This window comes from uncultured Aquimonas sp. (genome assembly GCF_937888285.1).
GTDB lineage: Bacteria > Pseudomonadota > Gammaproteobacteria > Xanthomonadales > Xanthomonadaceae > Aquimonas.
Genome location: NZ_CALART010000006.1, coordinates 1 through 18,478, shown reverse-complemented (window position 1 = coordinate 18,478; position 18,478 = coordinate 1). Strand labels below are relative to the sequence as shown.

The following is an 18,478-nucleotide window of genomic DNA, read 5'->3' as shown; positions in this document are numbered from 1 at the left end:
CGCCGCGAGCCTTGCGCATGGGCCCCGCCCCGTGCTTCCTCAGAAGGGAATGTCGTCGTCGTCGAAGCCGTTGTCCGGCGGCGCCTGCCTCGACGGCGCGGGCGCATTGCCGCGCGGGGCTGCGCGCTCGGGGCGATCGCCGCCGCGGCTGTAGCCACCGCCGGATTCGCGTGCGCCGCCGCCCTCGCCACCGCGCATGCCGCCGCCTTCACCGCCGGCGCCGCCGAGCATCTGCATGTCGTTGGCGATGATGTCGGTGCTGTAGCGCTCGATGCCGTCCTTGTCGGTGTACTTGTCGGTGCGCAGGCTGCCCTCGACGTAGACCTGCTTGCCCTTGCGCAGGTACTCCGCGGCGATCTCGGCCAGCCGGCCGAACATCTTCACGCGGTGCCACTCGGTGCGCTCCTGCTTCTGGCCGGTCTGCTTGTCGGTCCAGCTCTCGTTGGTGGCGAGGCGCATCGAGGTGATCGCCGAGCCGGAGGCGGTGTAGCGGGTTTCAGGATCGGCGCCGAGGGTGCCGACGATGATGACCTTGTTGATGCCACGGGCCATGCGAGCGGTGTCCTTTGATCTTCTGGGCCGCGCCAGCGGCCGGATGCGGGCGGCCGCCGTCATGGCGGCGGCCGGTGGAGGCGCAGTATAGCGGCTGCGCTTTGGCGCCTCGCCAGCGCGGTACAGCCACGGCGCGAATGCGAATCCGGCGCGGCCGGGTGTAGGAAATCTGCCGAGGCTCGCATCGGCTGCACGCCGAGCCGCCGCTATAATCCAGCGCATGAATGCCGCCGTCCTGCCCCCTCGCCCCCGCCCTGCCCTGCGACTCCCGGAAATCCAGGGCCTGGTGTCTACCGACATGGAGGCCGTGAACCGGCTGATCCGCGAGCGGCTCGCCTCGGACGTCGTGCTGATCAACCAGATCTCCGAACACATCATCGCCGCCGGCGGCAAGCGGCTCCGGCCCATGCTGGTCCTGCTGGCTGCGCGCGCGCTCGGCTACCACGGCAACGACCATCTGCAGATGGCGGCCATCATCGAGTTCATCCACACCTCGACCCTGCTGCACGACGATGTGGTCGACGAATCCGACCTGCGGCGCGGGCGCAAGACCGCCAATGCCCTGTGGGGTAACGCAGCCAGCGTGCTGGTCGGCGATTTCCTGTACTCGCGCAGCTTCCAGCTGATGGTCGAGCTCGACCGCATGCCGGTGATGCGGATTCTCGCCAACACCACCAATGCGATCGCCGAAGGCGAGGTGCTGCAGCTGCTGCACGTGCACAACCCGGACACCGACGAGGCCGCCTACCTGCGCGTGATCGAGCGCAAGACGGCCGTGCTGTTCGCGGCTGCCACGCGTCTCGGCGCACTGCTTGCCGGCGCTACGGATGCACAGCAGGCGGCAATGGAGCGCTTTGGCCTGGCGCTCGGCTACGCCTTCCAGATCGCCGATGACGTGCTCGACTACACGGCCGATGCCAGCACGCTCGGCAAGAACCTCGGCGACGATCTGGCCGAGGGCAAGGCCACCCTGCCCCTGATCCATGCGCTGGGTCGCGTCGATGCCGCCAGCCGCGCGCGCATGGCGAAGGCGATCGAACAGGGCGACACCGACGCCCTGCCCGAGATCGTCTCTGCCATTCGCGCAAGCGGCAGCCTGGACTACAGCCAGCACATCGCCCGCCGCTACGCCGACGAGGCGATCGCCGCCCTCGACGCTCTGCCCGAATCCCCCCAGCTGGCCGCGCTGCGCGGGCTGGCGATGTACTCGGTGGAGCGGGAATACTGAAGGGCCGGGATTCGGGATTGGGGATTGGGGATTCGCAAAAGCGCGAGCTGCGCCCGCGAGGCGGCCGCCTTCCTGGATCAACCAATGGTCAATGCGCTGCGCTCAGACCTCGGTGTTGCGGCTGATGTCCTCGACGCGCCATCTCGCGCAGCGCTTCGACCTTCGGTCCAATCCCTAATCCCTAATCCCTAATCCCGAATCCCCAATCCCGGCTCTCTCAAAACACCTCGGCGAAGAAGTCGTCCATCATCCGGTAGGCGCGCTTGGCGCTGCGCTCGTGGTAGGTGCAGCCGGGGGAGTTGGCGTCGGCCTCGGCGAAGCAGTGCACGGCGTCGGCGAAGTTGACGAACTGCCAGTCGGCGCCGGCAGCGGTCATTTCCTCCTGCAGGCCCTTGATCTCGTCCGCGCTGACATAGGTGTCGGCTGCGCCGTTCAGCACCAGCACGCTGGCCTTTACTGCACCGGCTTCTGCAGGCATCGAGGTGCCGAGGCTGCCGTGGAAGCTGACCACGCCATCGACGTCGTCGCGGCCGCTGCGGGCGAGTTCGAGCACGGTCGCACCGCCGAAGCAGAAACCGATCGCGCCGATCCGGTCTGCGGGAAAGCGTGCTTCGGCCGCCAGCGCCTTCAGCTGGTCCACCGCCGCATTGGCCCGCGCGCGCAGGACAGGACGGTCGGCGTACATCGCCTGTGCGGCCTGCCCGGCTTCCTGAGCGTTCGCCGGCCGCAGGTCGGCGCCGTAGACGTCCGCCAGCAGGACCGTGTAGCCACGCGCGGCGACCGCCTTCGCCTTCTCCAGCGCCGAGGCATTGACGCCCATCCAGTTCGGCACCATCACCAGGCCGCTGCGCGAGGCCTGCGCATCGTCATGGACGATATGGCCGCGCATCGGCACGCCGTCCACGTCCCAGGTGAGTTCACGGGAAACGATTTCGGCCGAGGCGGGGAGCGCCAGGGTCAGGGCAAGCACGGCGAGTGGAAATCGCATGACGAAGCTCCGCAGCGGAATGGGCCGTAGAGCATAGTCCCCAGCCGTGTTGGCGCGGCGTGTGGGGCGGGGAAGTCCAGCGACGAGGATCACTCCGCGTCGGGATCCAGCGCCTTCTCCTGGATGCGATCGAGGTAGCTGTCGAGTTCCTCCACCGAACGGAAGATCTCGCGCACCGGCACCGCCTTGACGATGTCGAAGACTTTCTGCACCTGCGGCTGGGGGTTGACCACCAGCACGCGGCCATCGCGCTGGCCCAGCGCCTTGCGCGCGCGAAAGATGGAGCGCAGCCCGGCACTGGAGATGTAGTCGAGCGCCTGCAGGTCGAGCACGAGATGCAGCAGGCCCGGATCTTCGAGCAGGGGCAGCAGCTCGCGGTCGAGCTCCTGGTGGTTGCTGCCGTCGAGGCGGCCGCGGATCCGCACCTGGGCGCGTGCGCCCTCTGCCGCTTCGATCTGGATCTCTAGACTCATGTCTGCGTCCGTTGTGGGGCCTGTTGGACCGGGTCGGGTTCAGCTGGAAAAGACGCGACTGCACGCGTCCCGCCTGCGGGCACTGCAGCGCCCGCCGCGGACGGGCGCTGCAGCCACAGCGACAGCAGGTTGCGCCCGTCGGCCCGCCGCCAGCACACGTCACGCCCGAGTTCGCGGACCAGCAGCAGACCCAGTCCGCCGATGCCGCGCTCTTCGATGCTGGCGTCCACGTCAGGCAGGTTCTGTGCCAGAAGATCGAAAGGCTCGCCGTCGTCGCCAAAGCGCAGACAGACGCGATCCGTCTGCAGGCGGTAGTCGAGCGTGACAGCCACCGCCGCTCCATGCCGGGCGCCATGGGTCAGGGCATTGCTGAGGATTTCCTCGCTGATCAGGCGCACGTCGTGCAGCGCCTCGGGTTCCAGCCCCGCGGACGACAGTTCGGTCTCCAGCGACGCCAACAGGGGTGGCAGCCAGGACACGCCGGTGCCGGCAGGCAGGGACAGCTGCCCCTGCAGCAGCGGCGAGACCGGTGGCCGCTGCAGGCAGAGCAGCGTGAGGTCGTCAGCCGGGCTGCCCTGCCGATGTGCGCGCACGGCCGAACTCAGCAGATCGATGCAGTCCTGCGGGCTGCCGTCACCGACCGCGTGCAGCGCGCTGACGATGCGCGCTTCCCCGAAGGCCTGGCCCGCGGCGTCCTCGGCCTCGCTCAGGCCATCCGTGAACACCAGCATGAGATCGCCCGGCTGCAGCTGGACGGCTACCTGCGGATAGTCGGCCTCCTCCTCGAAGCCGAGCGCGGGGCCGGTCTCCATCCGCACCGGACGCACGCAGCCGCAGGCGGGACGGATCAGCGGCGGATCGTGCCCGGCGCTGGCCAGCCGCAGCATTCCGGAGTCCAGCGCGATGTGGCCGATGAGTACGGTGACGAACATGCCGCCGTGGTTGTCGCGCGCCAGGGCGCGGCCCACCCGCGCCAGGATGTCGGCCGGCGACTCCGCGCGCTCGACGCCGGACTCAAGCAAGGTCATAGTACGGGCCATGAACAGTGCGGCGGGGATGCCCTTGTCGGAAACGTCGCCGAGAAAGAACAGGCAGCCGCCCCGACCGTCGGCCAGCACATTGAAGAAATCGCCTCCGACCGCGCGCATCGGCTCAAGCAGTGCCCCGATGTGCAGCTCCGGCCAGCTCGCGAGCCGGCTGCGCGAGGGCAGCATCGCCATCTGGATCTCCCGCGCCGCGTCCAGCTCGCCCTCGGCGCGCTGTGCCTCCACCTGCGCTTGTGCGAGCGCCGAGCGCAGCGCCGACTCCTTGGCGAACTCCTGCTGCAGCTGCTGGTAGCTGTCGCCCAGCCGTTGCCCGAGCCGCAGGAAGGCCGACTCCAGCTGCTGCAGTTCGAGCAGGCCGCTGCGGTGGCGGAAACGCTCGGGATGACCCGCGAGTGACAGGCGGTCCATGCGCACGGTGATGTCCTCCAGCGGCCTCAGGAAGCGGCGCGCAAAGCGGCGACCGGCGACCAGGGCCAGCGCAGCCATCGCCAGCAGTCCGATCATCGCCACGGCCAGATCGAGCAGGGTCCGCTGCAGCAGGACCTGCCGCGGCATCAGCGCGAGCACCCGCCAGCCGAGCGCGGTGACGCGCTCCAGTACCAGGGTGTCCCCGGCCGGTAGGGCCGGGATCTGCGGCCGCATGAACAGCGGCATGGCCACCGGCACCTCCCGGCTGAGCCCGTCGGGCGCCGCCGACAGGGGCTCCAGGCCCAGCGCTTCGCTCGCATAGGCGATACGTCCGGCAGCGTCGAGGATGACCAGGCTCGACCCCTGGGTGTGGGCGGCAGCGCCGAACGCGACGCCCAGATCGGCGAGACGGATCGAACCCTGGACGATGCCCAGGAAACGCCCGTCCGCATCGACCACCGGCGCGGCCACCGCGCTCAACGCGTCGTCGCCGAAGCCGCGCCCCTGGAACACGTCGCTGACGACAGGCTCGCCGCGATCGCGCGGCAGCTGGAAGTAGGCGCGGTCGGAGACATCCACCGCGTGCCAGATCGAGCGATCGATCCCGGTGCGATTGTCGAAGGAGCCTGCCAGCACGCGCCCCTGCGCATCAGTCGCCAGCATGGTCAACAGCCCGGGAAACGCGCGGCGGGTCCGCTCCAGCCGCTGCACGAGGTCGTCCTCGTCACCCGGCGAGCGCGCGAACTCCGCCGCGAGCTGGCTGACGGCACTGCGATGCGCGGTCAGGAACAGATCGAGGTCCGAACCGGCCGAGGTGACCGCGGCGGCGAGCGTCGATTCGGCGTGGTTCAGACGGACCAGGTAGTCGCCCACGCCGGCGACCAGACCGAGCAGGAGCACGGGCAGCAAGCCGAACGCGCCCAGCGCACGGGTGAGGATGCTCTGCAGGCTGGCGCGCGGCCGCGCCTCGCGCGCGGGCGAGCCGGATGCCTGCGTCAATTTGTCGTCAGCCGATGGGAACAGATTCTGCATTGCCGCCCTCGTCGCGCGGCTGGGGAGGACGGCGTCCTGCCCGTGCGCGCGCCTTGGCGCTGCAACCGTCGTGCCCACCCCGCCCCTGCTGCCATCCGGACTTCTGCATGCTCATCATCGTCGGCGCCATTCTCGTGACCCTCTGCGTGTTTGGCGGCTTCATGCTGGCCGGCGGCAACATCATGACGGTGGCGGAGGCCGCCGCGGTCGAGCTCTTCATCATCGGCGGCGGCGCGTTCGGCGCGTTCGTGGTGGCCAATTCGATGAAGACCCTGAAGTCCACGATCGGCGGCACGCTCGCCTTGCTCAAGCCCGCCAAGTTCCAGCGCGCCGACTACATCGACCTGCTCAAGCTGCTCTACGAGATCCTGCAGAAGATCCGCAAGGACGGCCTCATGTCGATCGAGGACCACGTCGAGAATCCGACCAACAGCGCGATCTTCCAGAAGTACCCGAAGGTGCTGGAGGACCACCATCTGCTCGACTTCACCACCGACTGCCTGCGCCTGATCATTGGCGGCAACCTTGCGCCGCACGAGCTGGAGGGCCTGCTCGAAGTCGAGCTGGAAACCCACCACAAGGAAGCGCACACCCCCAGCCACGCCCTGCAGACCGTGGCCGACGGCCTGCCTGCCTTCGGCATCGTCGCCGCCGTGCTCGGCATCGTGAAGGTGATGAGCATCGTCGGCGATGCGCCGCCCGCGGTGATTGGCCAGAAGGTCGCCTCGGCCCTGGTCGGCACCTTCCTCGGCATCCTGCTCGGCTACGGCTATGTCGGTCCAGTCGCGAATGCGCTGGGCGCCCGCGCCGACGAGGACAGCAAGCCCTTCGAGATCGTCAAGATGGCCCTGATCGCCTACCTGCGCGGCTATCCGCCGCAGGTCGCCATCGAGTTCGCACGCAAGCTGCTCTTCAGCGACGTACGCCCGAACTTCCAGGATCTGGAAGCCGAACTGAAGGCCGCCAAGTGAAGCCTGCCGCGATGAGCTGCGCGACGCGGCGACCGGGGCACGGCCATGGCTGAGGCCCAGCAGCCGATCATCATCAAGCGGGTCAAGAAGGGCGGTGGCGGCCACCACGGCGGCGCCTGGAAGGTCGCCTACGCCGACTTCGTGACAGCGATGATGGCCTTCTTCCTGGTCATGTGGCTGGTGGTGTCCTTGCCCGAGGAAAAGCTGTCGGGCATTTCCGAGTACTTCAAGAACCCCAGCGTGCTGCGCGGCGCTTCGCAGGCGCCGCCACCAGCGGCGATGGGGGCCGGCGGCGCCGCCACCAATCCGGTGCCGATCGGCCCGGCGAATGTCTCGCCGACCATGGATGGCGAGGGCCCGCGGATCGGCGAGGTGCGGGAAGTACCGGAAACCGAGGAGGCCAAGCGCATCGCCGAGGAGGAGGAGAGGCGTGAGCTGGACGAGCTGAAGCGGCAGCTGGAGGCCGCGATCGAGAAGAGCCAGGCCCTGCAGCCCTTCAAGGACCAGCTTCTGCTCGATATCACCCCGGAAGGCCTGCGCATCCAGATCGTCGACGAGCAGAACCGGCCGATGTTCGACAGCGGCAGCGCGACCCTCAAGAACTACACCCGCGACATCCTGCGCGAGCTCACGCCCTACATCGACAGCGTCGACAACCGGATCAGCCTGTCCGGCCACACCGACACCACGCCCTACGCGAATCCGTTCGGCTATTCCAACTGGGAACTCTCGGCCGATCGCGCCAACGCGGCTCGGCGCGAGCTGGTGCGCGCCGGCCTGCCCGAGGCCAAGGTCTCGCGCGTGGTCGGGCTGTCGTCGTCGGTGCTGTTCGACCGCGACCAGCCGACCAACCCGATCAACCGTCGGATCAGCATCATCATCATGAACAAGGCCGCCGAGGACGCCGCACGGCGCTCCGACGCATTTGGCGCCGAAAGCGCCGGCGGCGAAGCGATTCCGGCTGAAGAGATTCCGGCCGATCCTGCGGGCGACCGCCCGAGCGCGGACACGCCTGCCGAACCCGGCGTCGCCCTGCCCGCGCCACCAGACCTCGGCGCTGCCGCCCGCGCCCTGGAAGCGCAGGGCATCGAGACCCGGCCGCGCAACTGATCAGCCGCGCGCAGCCTCGGCCTGCAGGCGCACGGTCTCTTCCGCGCCCAGCCAGCGCCTGACCGCGAGTCGCGCGAGATAGAGCAGCGGGATCAGGGCGAGTGCTGCGCCGAACTTGTACAGGTAGTTGACCGTGCCGACTGCCAGGAAGAGATCGATCGGCCACCGCTGCGGCCCGATGACGAAGGCGATGTAGAGCACGATGAAGCTGTCGAAGAACTGCGAAACCAGGGTCGAGCCGGTGGCGCGCAGCCAGATCCAGCGCTCGCCGGTCAGCCGGCGGATCCTCTGGAACACCGCCACGTCGATCAGCTGGCCGATCAGAAAGGCCGTCACCGAACCGCCGATGGTCCACAGGCCCTGGCCGAAGATCGCCGCAAAGGCCGCCTGCAGGTCAGGCACGCCCTGCTCCGCGCCCGCCTCGCGCCACCAGCCGGCCGGCGCCAGCGCGATCGCCGCGTAGGCGAACAGGAAGGCGTAGAGGATCAGCCCGACGGTCAGCCAGGACACGAAGCGCACGCCGCGCGGGCCGAAGTACTCGTTGATGACATCGGTCATCACGAACACCACCGGCCACAGCAGCACGCCGGCCGTGAAGCTGAGCGAGCCGCTCTGGCCGAACAGATTCCAGTTGAAGGGCGCGAGACCGAGGGTGTCCTCGAGCGCGAAGATCTTCACCCCGATCAGTTCGGCGAGGATGGCATTGGCGACGAAGAAGCCCGTCAGCACTACGAACAGACGCTGGCTGCGATGGCTCATGCCCGCGGAGACTCCGGTGCCGGTCGCTTGAAGGGGATCTCGTCGGGGCTGACCGCACCGCCCGAGATGATGAAGGCCATCGCCTGGTCCACGGTCCAGTCGGTCGGTGTCAGGTACTCGACCGGCACGATCTCGAGATAGCCCGATGTCGGATTCGGCGTGGTGGGCACATAGACCGCAGCCAGCTCGCGCCCCGTGCCCTCCTCGCGGATCACCCGGGTCACGAAGCCGATGACCTTCATCTTGTCGTGGGGGAAGTCGATCAGCACCACGCGCTGGGCGCCGTCCGGCTTGGTCTGCAGCACCGACAGCAGCTTCTTGGTGCCGCCGTAGATCGCCTTGACCAGGGGGATGCGGTCGATCAGCGCGTCGAGGCTGGCGAGCAGGCGCTTGCCGACCACCCGGTTGGCCAGCCAGCCAAGGCCATAGAGGCTGAACAGGGTCAGCAGCACGGCCAGGGTGAAGCGCAGTGAGCCGATGTCGAACAGGCGTTCGACGTTCGGGAACACCGCCACCAGGGCCAGCATCAGCGCGTCCACGATCGGCGCGCCCAGGCGTGAGAGCTGGCGCAGCAGGAACTCGAAGACCACCCAGGTCAACCACAGCGGAAACACGGTCAGGAGGCCGGTGATCAGGTAGCGCTGGATGTGCAGGTTGTGGCGCTTGTGCGGGGCCGCCCCGGGTTCCGGGCCGAGCGGCGGAAAGCTCTTCGAATCAGGCATGTTTGACCAGGATCAGTAGGAGGGCCTCCGTCGCGCTGGCGACGGTGTTTGGGTTCCAATCAGGCGACCCGCTCAGCGCGCGACCGCCGGCAGGTTGCTGGCGTCGACTTCGCGAACCAGCCGCAGTCCGACATCGTCGTAGCCGCGCGCGCCTTCGGCCTCGGCGACCGCGAGCAGCAGATTGGTCGCGAAGGAGTCGCGCCAGGAGCCGCCGGCGACCAGCCGTCGCTCGCAGTTGGAGCCTCGGGCGCAATCATTGGTCCACTCGGCGACATTGCCCGAGAAGTCGGCGAAGCCGCCCGCGTCCACTGAGAAACGGCGCGCACTGGCGGTGTTGCGCACGCCATCCCTGCAGCCGTCGCGCTCGGCAAGGTTGGCCTGGCCGCAGCGCGCCTGCTGCTGGCCTGCCCGCGCTGCGTGGCGCCACTCGCCGAGGGTGGGCAGGCGATAGCGGGCGCCGGTACGCGCGCTCAACCACTCCGCATAGGCGCGCGCATCGGCGTGGCTGATGCAGACCACCGGCTCGTCCTCGCCCTGGGCAAAGCCGGGATCGTTCCAGCGCCGACGCAAGGGCGACGGCAGCAGGCTGTCGCGCCGCCTGCAGGGCGAGGCTTCGCGCCGGGTGGCGACGACGAAGCGCGCGTATTCGGCGCGGGTGAGCTCGCGCTGCATCATCGCGAACGGCCGCTGCAGGCGCGAATTGCCATGGCTGGCCGGAACAAACAGCAGCGGGGGGCCAGCCGCATCGGACATCGGCAGGCCCGCGGCCGGCAGGCCCGCGATGCGATCCGCCAGCGCCTCCACTTCGGGGCCAGCGCCGCCCAGCTCGCGCCAGCGCCGCAGCAGCAGCTCGGCCGCCTCTCGATCCAGGGCGGCGAGATTGGCCTCCACCCGTTCGCGCATGAGCGCGCTCAGTGAGCCGGTGAACCGTTGCCAGCCGGGACTCGCATGCAGCCGCGCGCTGTCGGCCAGCAGGCGGGCCTCTTCGACGCGCTGCAGAGCTTCCTCGTCCCTGCCCTCGCCCAGTGCTGCGACCGCGCGCTGCGACAGGCCGTCGAAGACCGCGTCGAGCCCTGCGCGTGCGTCTTCGCGCGCAGGATCCGCCTGCAGTACGGCCAGATAGCTTTCCGCTGCGTTGCCACCCGCGGGCGTGACCAGCTCACCGCGCGCCAGCTGCAGCGCAGCCTCATCCATGCGTCGCTGGATGGCCTCCAGCGCTCCGGCATCGAGCGCAGGACCGGCGGCAGCGACTTGCGCTGGCTCAGACGGCACCTCGGCCGCCCCCTGCCAGTTGCGCAGCAGGGCTGCGAACAGCAGGCTGAGACACACGCCTGCGAGCAGCAGCACCGGCGGCGAACGCAGCGGCCGGGCGCGCGCCTGCAGCCAGATCCGGCGCAGGTTGAATCCAGACAGCGAGCGTGCAGCCAGCGCATCCAGCGCCCGCTGCATGGCGTGCGCATTGCGGAAGCGACGGCGCGGGTCCTTGGCCATGGCCTGGTCGATGAAGGCCTGCCAGTGCGAGAGTGCGGGCGGCAGCCGTGGCACTGGGCTCTGCGCGTGCATCAGCGCCAGGGTCAGCGCATCACTGGCGCGGAACGGCAGCTCGCCGGTCAGCAGTTCGTAGGTGAGCACGCCGAGGCTGTAGAGGTCGGCGCGGCCGTCGACGTCCTCGCCGCGCGACTGCTCGGGGCTCATGTAGCCGCCCGAACCCATCGCCAATCCGTCGCTGGTGATCCGCGCGTTGACGCTGCGCCGCGACAGGGCGATGCCGAAGTCGGCCAGCTGTGGCCGGCCGCCACTGTCGAACAGTACGTTCTCGGGCTTGACGTCGCGATGCACGATGCCACGCGCATGCGCGTAGCCCAGCGCATCCAGCAGGGCGCTGAGGACGTCGATGGCCTGGTCCTCGTCGGCGCTCAGGTCGCGCTGCGCCAGATCGCCGCGGGCCAGGTACGGCATGACGTAGTACGGGCGTCCATCGAGCGTGCGGCCGACCTCGTGGATGCCGACGATGCTGGGGTGCTCGAGCCGGGCGATGATGCGCGCCTCGCGCTCGAAGCGCTCGGCACGCTCGGCGTCGACGCTGGCCTCCTGCGCCATCACCTTGATCGCGACCTCTCGGTCCAGCGAGAGCTGCACCGCCAGGTAGACCACGGCCATGCCGCCGCGCCCCAGCGGACGCAGCAGGCGGTAGCCGTGGATCTGCGGCAGGCCGTCGGTCGCGGTCTGCGCGTCAGCGGGGTCGGAACTCATGGATGGGGCGGGCACGCTGAGCCGGAGGAGCCGCGAGGATAGGCGAGCGCGCGGCCGACCGCGAGCCTCGCCGCCCTCACGCCGCGTCGCGCTTGCGGCGGATGTACAGCTGCTTGCGCACCCTGGCCACGGTGTCGCCCTGCTCGTCGACCACGTCGGTCTCGAACCAGTGCAGGACGCGGCGCTCGCGCTGCGCCTGTTCGCGCAGGCGCAGAACGATCTCCGGCTCCAGGTGGAATTCGGCGCGCACGCGGCCACGGCCGGGTTTGACGAACTCGATCTCGCCGGCCTTGTCCCAGACGATGAAATCGCGGCCAAGCGCTTCCATGGCCAGCAGCATCCAGAACGGATCGGTCATCGCAAACAGGCTGCCGCCGAAGTGGGTGCGCACGTAGTTGCGGTTGTACCAGCGCAGGTCCATGCGCACGCGTGCGCGGCTCCAGTCCTCGGCGATGTGCTCGACGCGGATGCCGGCGAACAGGAAGGGCGGCCACAGGTTGAAGATCCAGCGCAGTCGGCGCGGGGTGATGCGCATCGGGTGTTTCCGTACGGGCAAGTATGGATGCGGATTCTAATCCAGGCCCTGAGCCCGGAAACGCGAAAGGCGGGCACGGGGCCCGCCTTTCGCGACATTCGATGCTGCAGACGGCCGCGATTACTCGCCGCCTTCCTCCAGCACGGCCTTCATCGACAGGCGGATGCGGCCCTGCTTGTCGACTTCCAGCACCTTGACCTTGACGATGTCGCCTTCCTTCAGCTTGTCGGACACCTTCTCGACGCGCTCGGAGGAGATCTGCGAGACATGGACGAGGCCATCCTTGCCCGGAGCGATGGTGACGAACGCACCGAAGTCCATCAGCTTGGCGACCTTGCCCTCGTAGATCCGGCCCGGCTCCACGTCGGACGTGATCTGCTCGATGCGGGCCTTGGCGGCCTGCGCCTGGGCGGCATTGACCGACGCGATGACGATGGTGCCGTCATCCTGGATATCGATCTGGGTGCCGGTTTCCTTGGTGATGCCCTGGATGGTGGCGCCACCCTTGCCGATCACTTCGCGAATCTTGTCCGGGTGGATCTTGATCGTCAGCAGGCGCGGGGCGTACTCGCTCATTTCGGCGCGCGGCGCGTTGATGACCTTGTTCATCTCGCCAAGGATGTGCAGTCGGCCGGCCTTCGCCTGGTCGAGCGCGATCTTCATGATCTCCTCGGTGATGCCCTGGATCTTGATGTCCATCTGCAGGGCGGAGATGCCAGTCTCGGTGCCCGCAACCTTGAAGTCCATGTCGCCGAGGTGGTCTTCGTCACCCAGGATGTCGGACAGCACGGCGAAGGAGTCGCCTTCCTTGATCAGGCCCATGGCGATGCCCGCCACCGGCGCCTTGATCGGCACGCCCGCGTCCATCAGCGCCAGCGAGGAGCCGCACACCGAAGCCATCGAGGACGAACCATTCGACTCGGTGATTTCCGACACGCAGCGGATGGTGTAGGGGAACTCCTCCATCGACGGCATCACCGCCAGCACGCCGCGCTTCGCCAGTCGGCCATGCCCGATCTCGCGACGCTTCGGGCCCATCATCGGACGGGTCTCGCCGGTGCAGTAGGGCGGGAAGTTGTAGTGGAACAGGAAGTGTTCCTTGTACTCGCCCGACACCGCATCGATGATCTGGCCGTCGCGCGCGGTGCCCAGGGTGGCCACCACGATCGACTGCGTCTCACCGCGGGTGAACAGGGCCGAGCCGTGGGTGCGCGGCAGCACGCCGGTACGCACGGCGATCGGACGCACGGTGGTCAGGTCGCGACCATCGATGCGCGAACGCGTGGCCAGCACCATGGCGCGCATGGTGCTGTATTCCAGCTCGCCGAATTCGGCGCCGAACTGCTTGGCGGTCCAGCCGTTCGCTTCGAACTGCGGCTCCAGCGCGGCCAGCACATCCTTCTTCAGCGCGTTGATCGCGTCGCGACGCTCCGACTTCACGCGGATGCCGTAGGCCTTCTCCAGGCGATCGCCCACTGCCGCCTTGATGGCGTCGATGAACGAGGTGGCCGGCGCCGGCGCGGTCCAGGGGAAGGGGCTGACGCCGACTTCGGCGACCAGCTCGTTGATCGCGTTGATCACCGTCTGCAGCTGCTGGTGGCCGTACATCACCGCGCCCAGCATGACCTCTTCCGACAGCAGCTTGGCCTCGGACTCGACCATCAGCACCGCGTCCTTGGTGCCGGCGACGACAAGCTCCAGATCGGAGGTGGCGAGCTCGCTGGCGGTCGGGTTCAGCAGGTACTGGCCGTTCTTGTAGCCGACCTTCGCCGCACCGATCGGGCCTGCGAAGGGCACGCCGGTCAGGCACATGGCGGCGGAAGCGCCGATCAGCGCCGGGATGTCACCGTCCACTTCGGGGTTCATGGACATCACCGTTGCGATGACCTGGACCTCATGGCGGAAGGTTTCCGGGAACAGCGGGCGCAGCGGACGATCGATCAGACGCGAGGTCAGCGTCTCCTTCTCGGTGAGTCGGCCTTCGCGCTTGAAGAAGCCGCCGGGAATCTTGCCGCCGGCGTAGAACTTCTCCTGGTAGTCGACCGTCAGCGGGAAGAAGTCGATTCCGTCGCGCAGGCCCTTGTTGGCAACTGCCGTGACCAGCACGACGGTGTCGGCCATCTTGACGAGGACCGCACCGCCGGCCTGGCGGGCGATTTCACCCGTCTCCAGCGTGACCTGGTGGTTTCCGTACTGAAAAGTCTTGGTTACTTTCGCCACGTTGTACTTCCCCTTTGGGATTAGCGACGGATGCCGAGGCGCTCGATGAGCGTCTTGTAGCGTTCAACGTCCTTGCCCTTGAGGTAGCTCAGGAGACTGCGACGCTGGTTGACCAGGCGGATCAGGCCGCGACGGCCGTGGTGGTCAAGCTTGTGGACCTTGAAGTGGCCGGTCAGCATCTCGATGCGTGCCGACAGCAGGGCGATCTGGACCTCCGGGGAGCCGGTGTCGCCTTCGCCGCGCTTGAATTCTTCGATGATCTTCTGGGTGTCGATGGACATGTGAAACCTCTTGGATGCGGGAACCGCAGGAACACCGCATTACGTGCGCTATTGCACACGCGGTGCACCGCGAGGACCGCCGTGGTGGGAGTGTGGATGCCGCCCTGCAGGCAGTGCGTTCGCGACGCACCGGGCTCAAGGGGCGCGAAAGTGTAGTCCACACGGGGGTTTGGCCACAACCAAACCTTGCGGAGCAGCCGCGGGCATGTGGGCCTGGGCGCCCGCCATGACCATCGGGCATGGCCGCATCGCCCGCCAGACCGCACCCTTCAGGAACCTGAAGACGCCTGCCGCAGTCGCAGCGCGGTCCGACGGGATATGTCCCGCCGCGCGTTTCGTCCCTTACCGCTCCCTTCCCGCTCCCTGACCCGAGATCCTGGCCGCATGACTTCGCGCTCCGCCGCTCCCCGCCGCCTCCGCCCCGCCCTGTTCGTTTATGCCGCTGTTTTCGCCAGCGTTCTCGCGGGGGGCTATTACTGGTTCGCCCGGGACGAGGGCAAGGCTCCGAGCTACCGCACCACGGCACCTGAGCGCGGCGACCTGCGCGTGGCCATTTCCGCGACGGGCGCGCTGAAAGCGCTGTCGACAGTCGATATCGGTTCGCAGGTGTCAGGGCAGATCCTCGAAGTGCTGGTGGACTTCAACGATCGGGTCGAACGCGACCAGGTGCTGGCTCGCATCGATCCGGCCAACTTCGAGGCCCGGCTGACCCAGACCCGTGCGGCCCTTGCCAGCGCAAGAGCCAGCCTGCAGGAGGCCCAGGCCGCGCAGCGCAATGCCGAAGCCGACTTCAACCGCAAGCAGGAGCTGGCCGGGCGCCAGCTGGTCTCGCGCGCGGAGGTCGACCTCGCGGTGGCGGCGCGCGAACAGGCCATCGCCCGCGTCGCCTCGGCGCGCGCGCAGATCCAGCAGGCGGAAGCCAATGTCGCCAACGCCGAGCTCGACCTGACCTACACGGTCATCCGCTCGCCGGTCGACGGCGTGGTCCTGAGCCGCGCCGCCGAACCCGGCCAGACCGTGGCCGCCAGCTTCCAGTCGCCGGTGCTGTTCCAGATCGCCGAGGACCTGAGCCAGATGCAGATCGAGCTCAGCGTGGACGAGAGCGACGTCGGCCAGATCCGCGCCGGCCAGCCGGTGCGCTTCAGCGTGGACGCGTTCGCGGGCCGCGACTTCCGCGGCGAGGTGAAGCAGGTGCGGCTGTCGGCGGTGAACACCCAGAACGTCATCACCTACCCGGTGATCATCGCGGTCGACAACCCGGACTTCAGCCTGCTGCCGGGCATGACCGCGAATGCCAGTATCGAGGTCAGCGAGCGCCGCGGGGTGCTGCGCGTGCCGAATGCCGCGCTGCGCTTCAAGCCGGCGGATGCGCCGCCCGAGAATCCGATGGCGCGCCTGTTCAGCGGCGGCAATCTCGGCGAAGAGCTGGCAGGCCTGGTGCAGACGATGGAGCTCAGGCCCGAGCAGCGCGCCGCCTTTGATGCCGACGCCACGGCAGCACGCGAGCGCGCCGAGCGCATGCGCCAGCAGGTCCAGCAGCGGATGGCCCAGGCCGGTGCAGGCGGCGGAGGCGGCTTCATGATGGCCGGCGGCAGTGCGCCCAGCCAGGCGCAGATCGCCGCCGGCATGGCGGCGCGCGTCAAGGAAGGCTATGCGGGCTTCCTCGGCACCCTGGACGAGGCACAGCGCCAGCAGTTCGACGCGGCCTTGAACGAACTGCTGAACGCGCGCCCGGTCACGCTGTACGTGCTGCGCGAAGGCAGGCCCGTAGCCGTGCAGGCGCGGGCCGGGCTGTCAGACTCCAGCCACACCGAGATCGTCGGCCGCGCGCTGGCGGAAGACGCGCAGGTCATCACCGGTAGCGAGGGCGGCGCATGACGGCTGCGACGCCCGTCATCCACTGCGAGCACCTGCGCAAGGTCTACGCCGAGGGCACCGCCGCCGAGGTCGTGGCCCTGCGCGGCGTCAGCTTCGACATCGCCCATGGCGAATTCGTCGCGATCATCGGTCCCTCCGGTTCGGGCAAGTCGACCCTGATGAATCTGATCGGCTGCCTCGACTCGCCGAGCGCCGGCCGCTACCTGTGCGACGGCGTCGATGTCGCCGAACTCGACGCCGCCGGCCGCGCGCGCCTGCGCCTGGAGAAGATCGGCTTCGTGTTCCAGGGCTTCCACTTGCTGAGCCGGATGTCGGCGCTGGACAACGTGATGCTGCCGCTGACCTATGCCGGCGTGCCGCCGCAGGAACGCCGGGAGCGCGCCCAGCAGGCGCTCGCCGAGGTGGGCCTTGCGGAGCGCGGCAAGCACCGCCCCAGCGAGCTCTCGGGCGGACAGCAGCAGCGCGTGGCGATCGCCCGTGCGCTCATCAACCGCGCGCCGATCCTGCTCGCCGACGAGCCCACCGGCGCGCTCGACTCGCGCACCGGCGAGGAGATCCTGAAGTTGTTCAAGCAGCTGCAGTCGCAGGGGCATACGATCGTGCTGATCACCCATGACCCGGAAGTCGCGGCGCGCGCCGATCGCGTGCTGTCGATGCACGATGGCGAACTGAAGGAGCTGCCGCGATGAGCCCCAATCCTCCGAAGGCCTTCGCCGTGCCCGGCCAGGTCCGCTTCCGCGACATCTTGTACATGGCCCTGTTCGCCCTGCGCGGCAACTGGCTGCGCAGCACGCTCACCGCGCTCGGCGTGATCATCGGCATCGCCGCGGTCATCGTGATGGTCTCGGTCGGCCAGGGCACCCAGGCCCAGCTCGACCAGACCATCTCGCGGCTGGGCTCGAACCGGATCGACGTCATGCCGAACTGGGGCCGGCAGGGCGCGGTGCGGATGGGCGCCGGCAGCGTCTTCTCGCTGAGCATGGACGACGTCGAAGCCATCCGCGAGCGCATCCCCGGCGCGCGCTTCGTCAGCGCCACGGTGCGCGGCAGCGCGCAGGTGATCCAGGCCGAGCAGAACTGGAGCACCCAGTGGCAGGGCGTGCAGCCGGACTTCTTCCGCATCCTCGACTGGACGCTGGCGGCCGGCGACGAGGCCGAGCTGGCCGGCTTCGAGGGCACCGATACCGTGGTGGTGCTGGGCCAGACCGTGCGCGAGAAGCTGTTCGGCGAGGACGACCCGATCGGCGCGACGATCCGCATCGGCCGTGTGCCCTTCACCGTCGTCGGCGTGGCGAACCCGAAGGGCCAGAGCGGCTGGGGCGGCGATCAGGACGACACCGTGTTCGTGCCGCTCGACACCGCGCGACGTCGCCTGATGGGCCAGATGCAGCTGCCGCCGGGCACGGTGCAGGGCATCGTCGTCGGTACGGCTTCGTCCAAGGACATGGCCCAGGTCGAGGCCGACCTCAATGCCGTGCTGAAGGAGACCCACAGGATCCCGCCCGGCGGGGAGGACGACTTCATCGTCCGCAACCTGACCCAGCTGGTGAGCGCGCGCAACGAGACGACGCGGCTCATGTCGATGCTGCTTGGCGCGGTGGCCGGCATCTCGCTGGTGGTCGGCGGCATCGGCATCATGAACATCATGCTGGTCTCGGTCACCGAACGTATCCGCGAGATCGGCCTGCGCATGGCGGTCGGTGCCGGCCCGAAGGAGATCCAGCGGCAGTTCCTGGCCGAGGCGATGATGATCTCGCTGGGGGGCGGCATCATCGGCATCGCCATCGGCATCGCGGGTGCCCTGCTGGCGGGACGCATTGGCGCCCTGCCCGTCGAGCTCAACCTACAGGTGATCGCACTCGCCACCGGCTTCGCCGTGGCCACCGGCCTGTTCTTCGGCTACTACCCGGCGCGCAAGGCCGCCCAGCTCGACCCCATCGAGGCGCTGCGGCACCAGGGGTGAGGGCCGGGATTCGGGATTCGGGATTCGGGATTCGGGATTCGGGATTCGGGATTCGGGAT

The 18,478-nt window shown here is 68.7% G+C and carries 16 protein-coding genes; 6 read left to right on the top strand and 10 right to left on the bottom strand.

Annotation, left to right across the window (positions count from 1 at the left end; genetic code table 11):
* Positions 1 to 39: 39 nt before the first annotated feature.
* Positions 40 to 552 carry a single-stranded DNA-binding protein gene (ssb, locus tag Q0654_RS00755; RefSeq protein WP_298849469.1) on the bottom strand — a complete coding sequence of 171 codons (513 nt, stop codon included), beginning with the start codon at positions 550 to 552 and terminating at the stop codon, positions 40 to 42.
* Between the two features lie 220 nt (positions 553 to 772).
* On the opposite strand from ssb, the gene Q0654_RS00750 reads away from it, so the two are divergent.
* On the top strand, positions 773 to 1,780 hold the full coding sequence (locus Q0654_RS00750) for a polyprenyl synthetase family protein (RefSeq protein ID WP_298849468.1): 1,008 nt from the start codon (positions 773 to 775) through the stop codon (positions 1,778 to 1,780).
* A gap of 217 nt (positions 1,781 to 1,997) precedes the next feature.
* On the opposite strand, the gene Q0654_RS00745 is transcribed toward Q0654_RS00750, so the two are convergent.
* The 3 genes from Q0654_RS00745 to Q0654_RS00735 form a co-directional block, all read right to left on the bottom strand.
* Positions 1,998 to 2,768 carry a dienelactone hydrolase family protein gene (locus Q0654_RS00745; RefSeq protein WP_298849467.1) on the bottom strand — a complete coding sequence of 257 codons (771 nt, stop codon included), beginning with the start codon at positions 2,766 to 2,768 and terminating at the stop codon, positions 1,998 to 2,000.
* Positions 2,769 to 2,857: 89 nt separating this feature from the next.
* Complete coding sequence (locus Q0654_RS00740) at positions 2,858 to 3,241, bottom strand: STAS domain-containing protein (RefSeq protein ID WP_298849466.1); 384 nt, start codon at positions 3,239 to 3,241, stop codon at positions 2,858 to 2,860.
* Entirely contained in the window at positions 3,238 to 5,727 is a 2,490-nt protein-coding gene (locus tag Q0654_RS00735) for a SpoIIE family protein phosphatase (RefSeq protein WP_298849464.1), read from the bottom strand. The genes Q0654_RS00740 and Q0654_RS00735 overlap by 4 nt, the downstream gene beginning before the upstream one ends.
* 107 nt (positions 5,728 to 5,834) lie before the next feature.
* On the opposite strand from Q0654_RS00735, the gene motA reads away from it, so the two are divergent.
* The gene (gene motA / locus Q0654_RS00730) at positions 5,835 to 6,698 is read left to right on the top strand and encodes a flagellar motor stator protein MotA (RefSeq protein ID WP_298849462.1); all 864 of its coding nucleotides are present in this window, start codon (positions 5,835 to 5,837) and stop codon (positions 6,696 to 6,698) included.
* A gap of 45 nt (positions 6,699 to 6,743) precedes the next feature.
* Positions 6,744 to 7,808, top strand: a complete 1,065-nt coding sequence (motB, locus tag Q0654_RS00725; protein ID WP_298849460.1) for a flagellar motor protein MotB — start codon at positions 6,744 to 6,746, stop codon at positions 7,806 to 7,808.
* Here the strand turns inward: motB and Q0654_RS00720 are convergent, their stop codons facing one another.
* The 6 genes from Q0654_RS00720 to rpsO form a co-directional block, all read right to left on the bottom strand.
* Entirely contained in the window at positions 7,809 to 8,567 is a 759-nt protein-coding gene (locus Q0654_RS00720) for a queuosine precursor transporter (RefSeq protein ID WP_298849459.1), read from the bottom strand.
* Positions 8,564 to 9,289: a DUF502 domain-containing protein gene (locus tag Q0654_RS00715; RefSeq protein ID WP_298849457.1), complete on the bottom strand. Its 726-nt coding sequence runs from the start codon at positions 9,287 to 9,289 to the stop codon at positions 8,564 to 8,566. The genes Q0654_RS00720 and Q0654_RS00715 overlap by 4 nt, the downstream gene beginning before the upstream one ends.
* 72 nt (positions 9,290 to 9,361) lie before the next feature.
* Complete coding sequence (locus Q0654_RS00710; protein WP_298849455.1) at positions 9,362 to 11,542, bottom strand: bifunctional serine/threonine-protein kinase/formylglycine-generating enzyme family protein; 2,181 nt, start codon at positions 11,540 to 11,542, stop codon at positions 9,362 to 9,364.
* Between the two features lie 76 nt (positions 11,543 to 11,618).
* A complete protein-coding gene (locus Q0654_RS00705; protein ID WP_298849454.1) occupies positions 11,619 to 12,077 on the bottom strand; it encodes a DUF4442 domain-containing protein in 459 nt (152 codons plus the stop codon).
* Between the two features lie 120 nt (positions 12,078 to 12,197).
* A complete protein-coding gene (gene pnp, locus Q0654_RS00700) occupies positions 12,198 to 14,297 on the bottom strand; it encodes a polyribonucleotide nucleotidyltransferase (protein WP_298849452.1) in 2,100 nt (699 codons plus the stop codon).
* 20 nt (positions 14,298 to 14,317) lie between these two features.
* A complete protein-coding gene (gene rpsO, locus Q0654_RS00695) occupies positions 14,318 to 14,578 on the bottom strand; it encodes a 30S ribosomal protein S15 (protein WP_298849450.1) in 261 nt (86 codons plus the stop codon).
* 384 nt (positions 14,579 to 14,962) lie between these two features.
* Here rpsO and Q0654_RS00690 point away from each other — a divergent pair, with 384 nt between their 5' ends.
* Genes Q0654_RS00690 through Q0654_RS00680 form a run of 3 tightly spaced genes read left to right on the top strand, consistent with a single transcriptional unit; the run spans position 14,963 to position 18,419 of the window.
* The gene (locus Q0654_RS00690; protein WP_298849448.1) at positions 14,963 to 16,456 is read left to right on the top strand and encodes an efflux RND transporter periplasmic adaptor subunit; all 1,494 of its coding nucleotides are present in this window, start codon (positions 14,963 to 14,965) and stop codon (positions 16,454 to 16,456) included.
* Positions 16,453 to 17,145, top strand: coding sequence for an ABC transporter ATP-binding protein (locus Q0654_RS00685; RefSeq protein ID WP_298849446.1), 693 nt, complete (start codon positions 16,453 to 16,455; stop codon positions 17,143 to 17,145). The genes Q0654_RS00690 and Q0654_RS00685 overlap by 4 nt, the downstream gene beginning before the upstream one ends.
* Positions 17,142 to 18,419: an ABC transporter permease gene (locus Q0654_RS00680; protein WP_298849444.1), complete on the top strand. Its 1,278-nt coding sequence runs from the start codon at positions 17,142 to 17,144 to the stop codon at positions 18,417 to 18,419. The genes Q0654_RS00685 and Q0654_RS00680 overlap by 4 nt, the downstream gene beginning before the upstream one ends.
* The last annotated feature ends 59 nt before the right edge of the window (positions 18,420 to 18,478 follow it).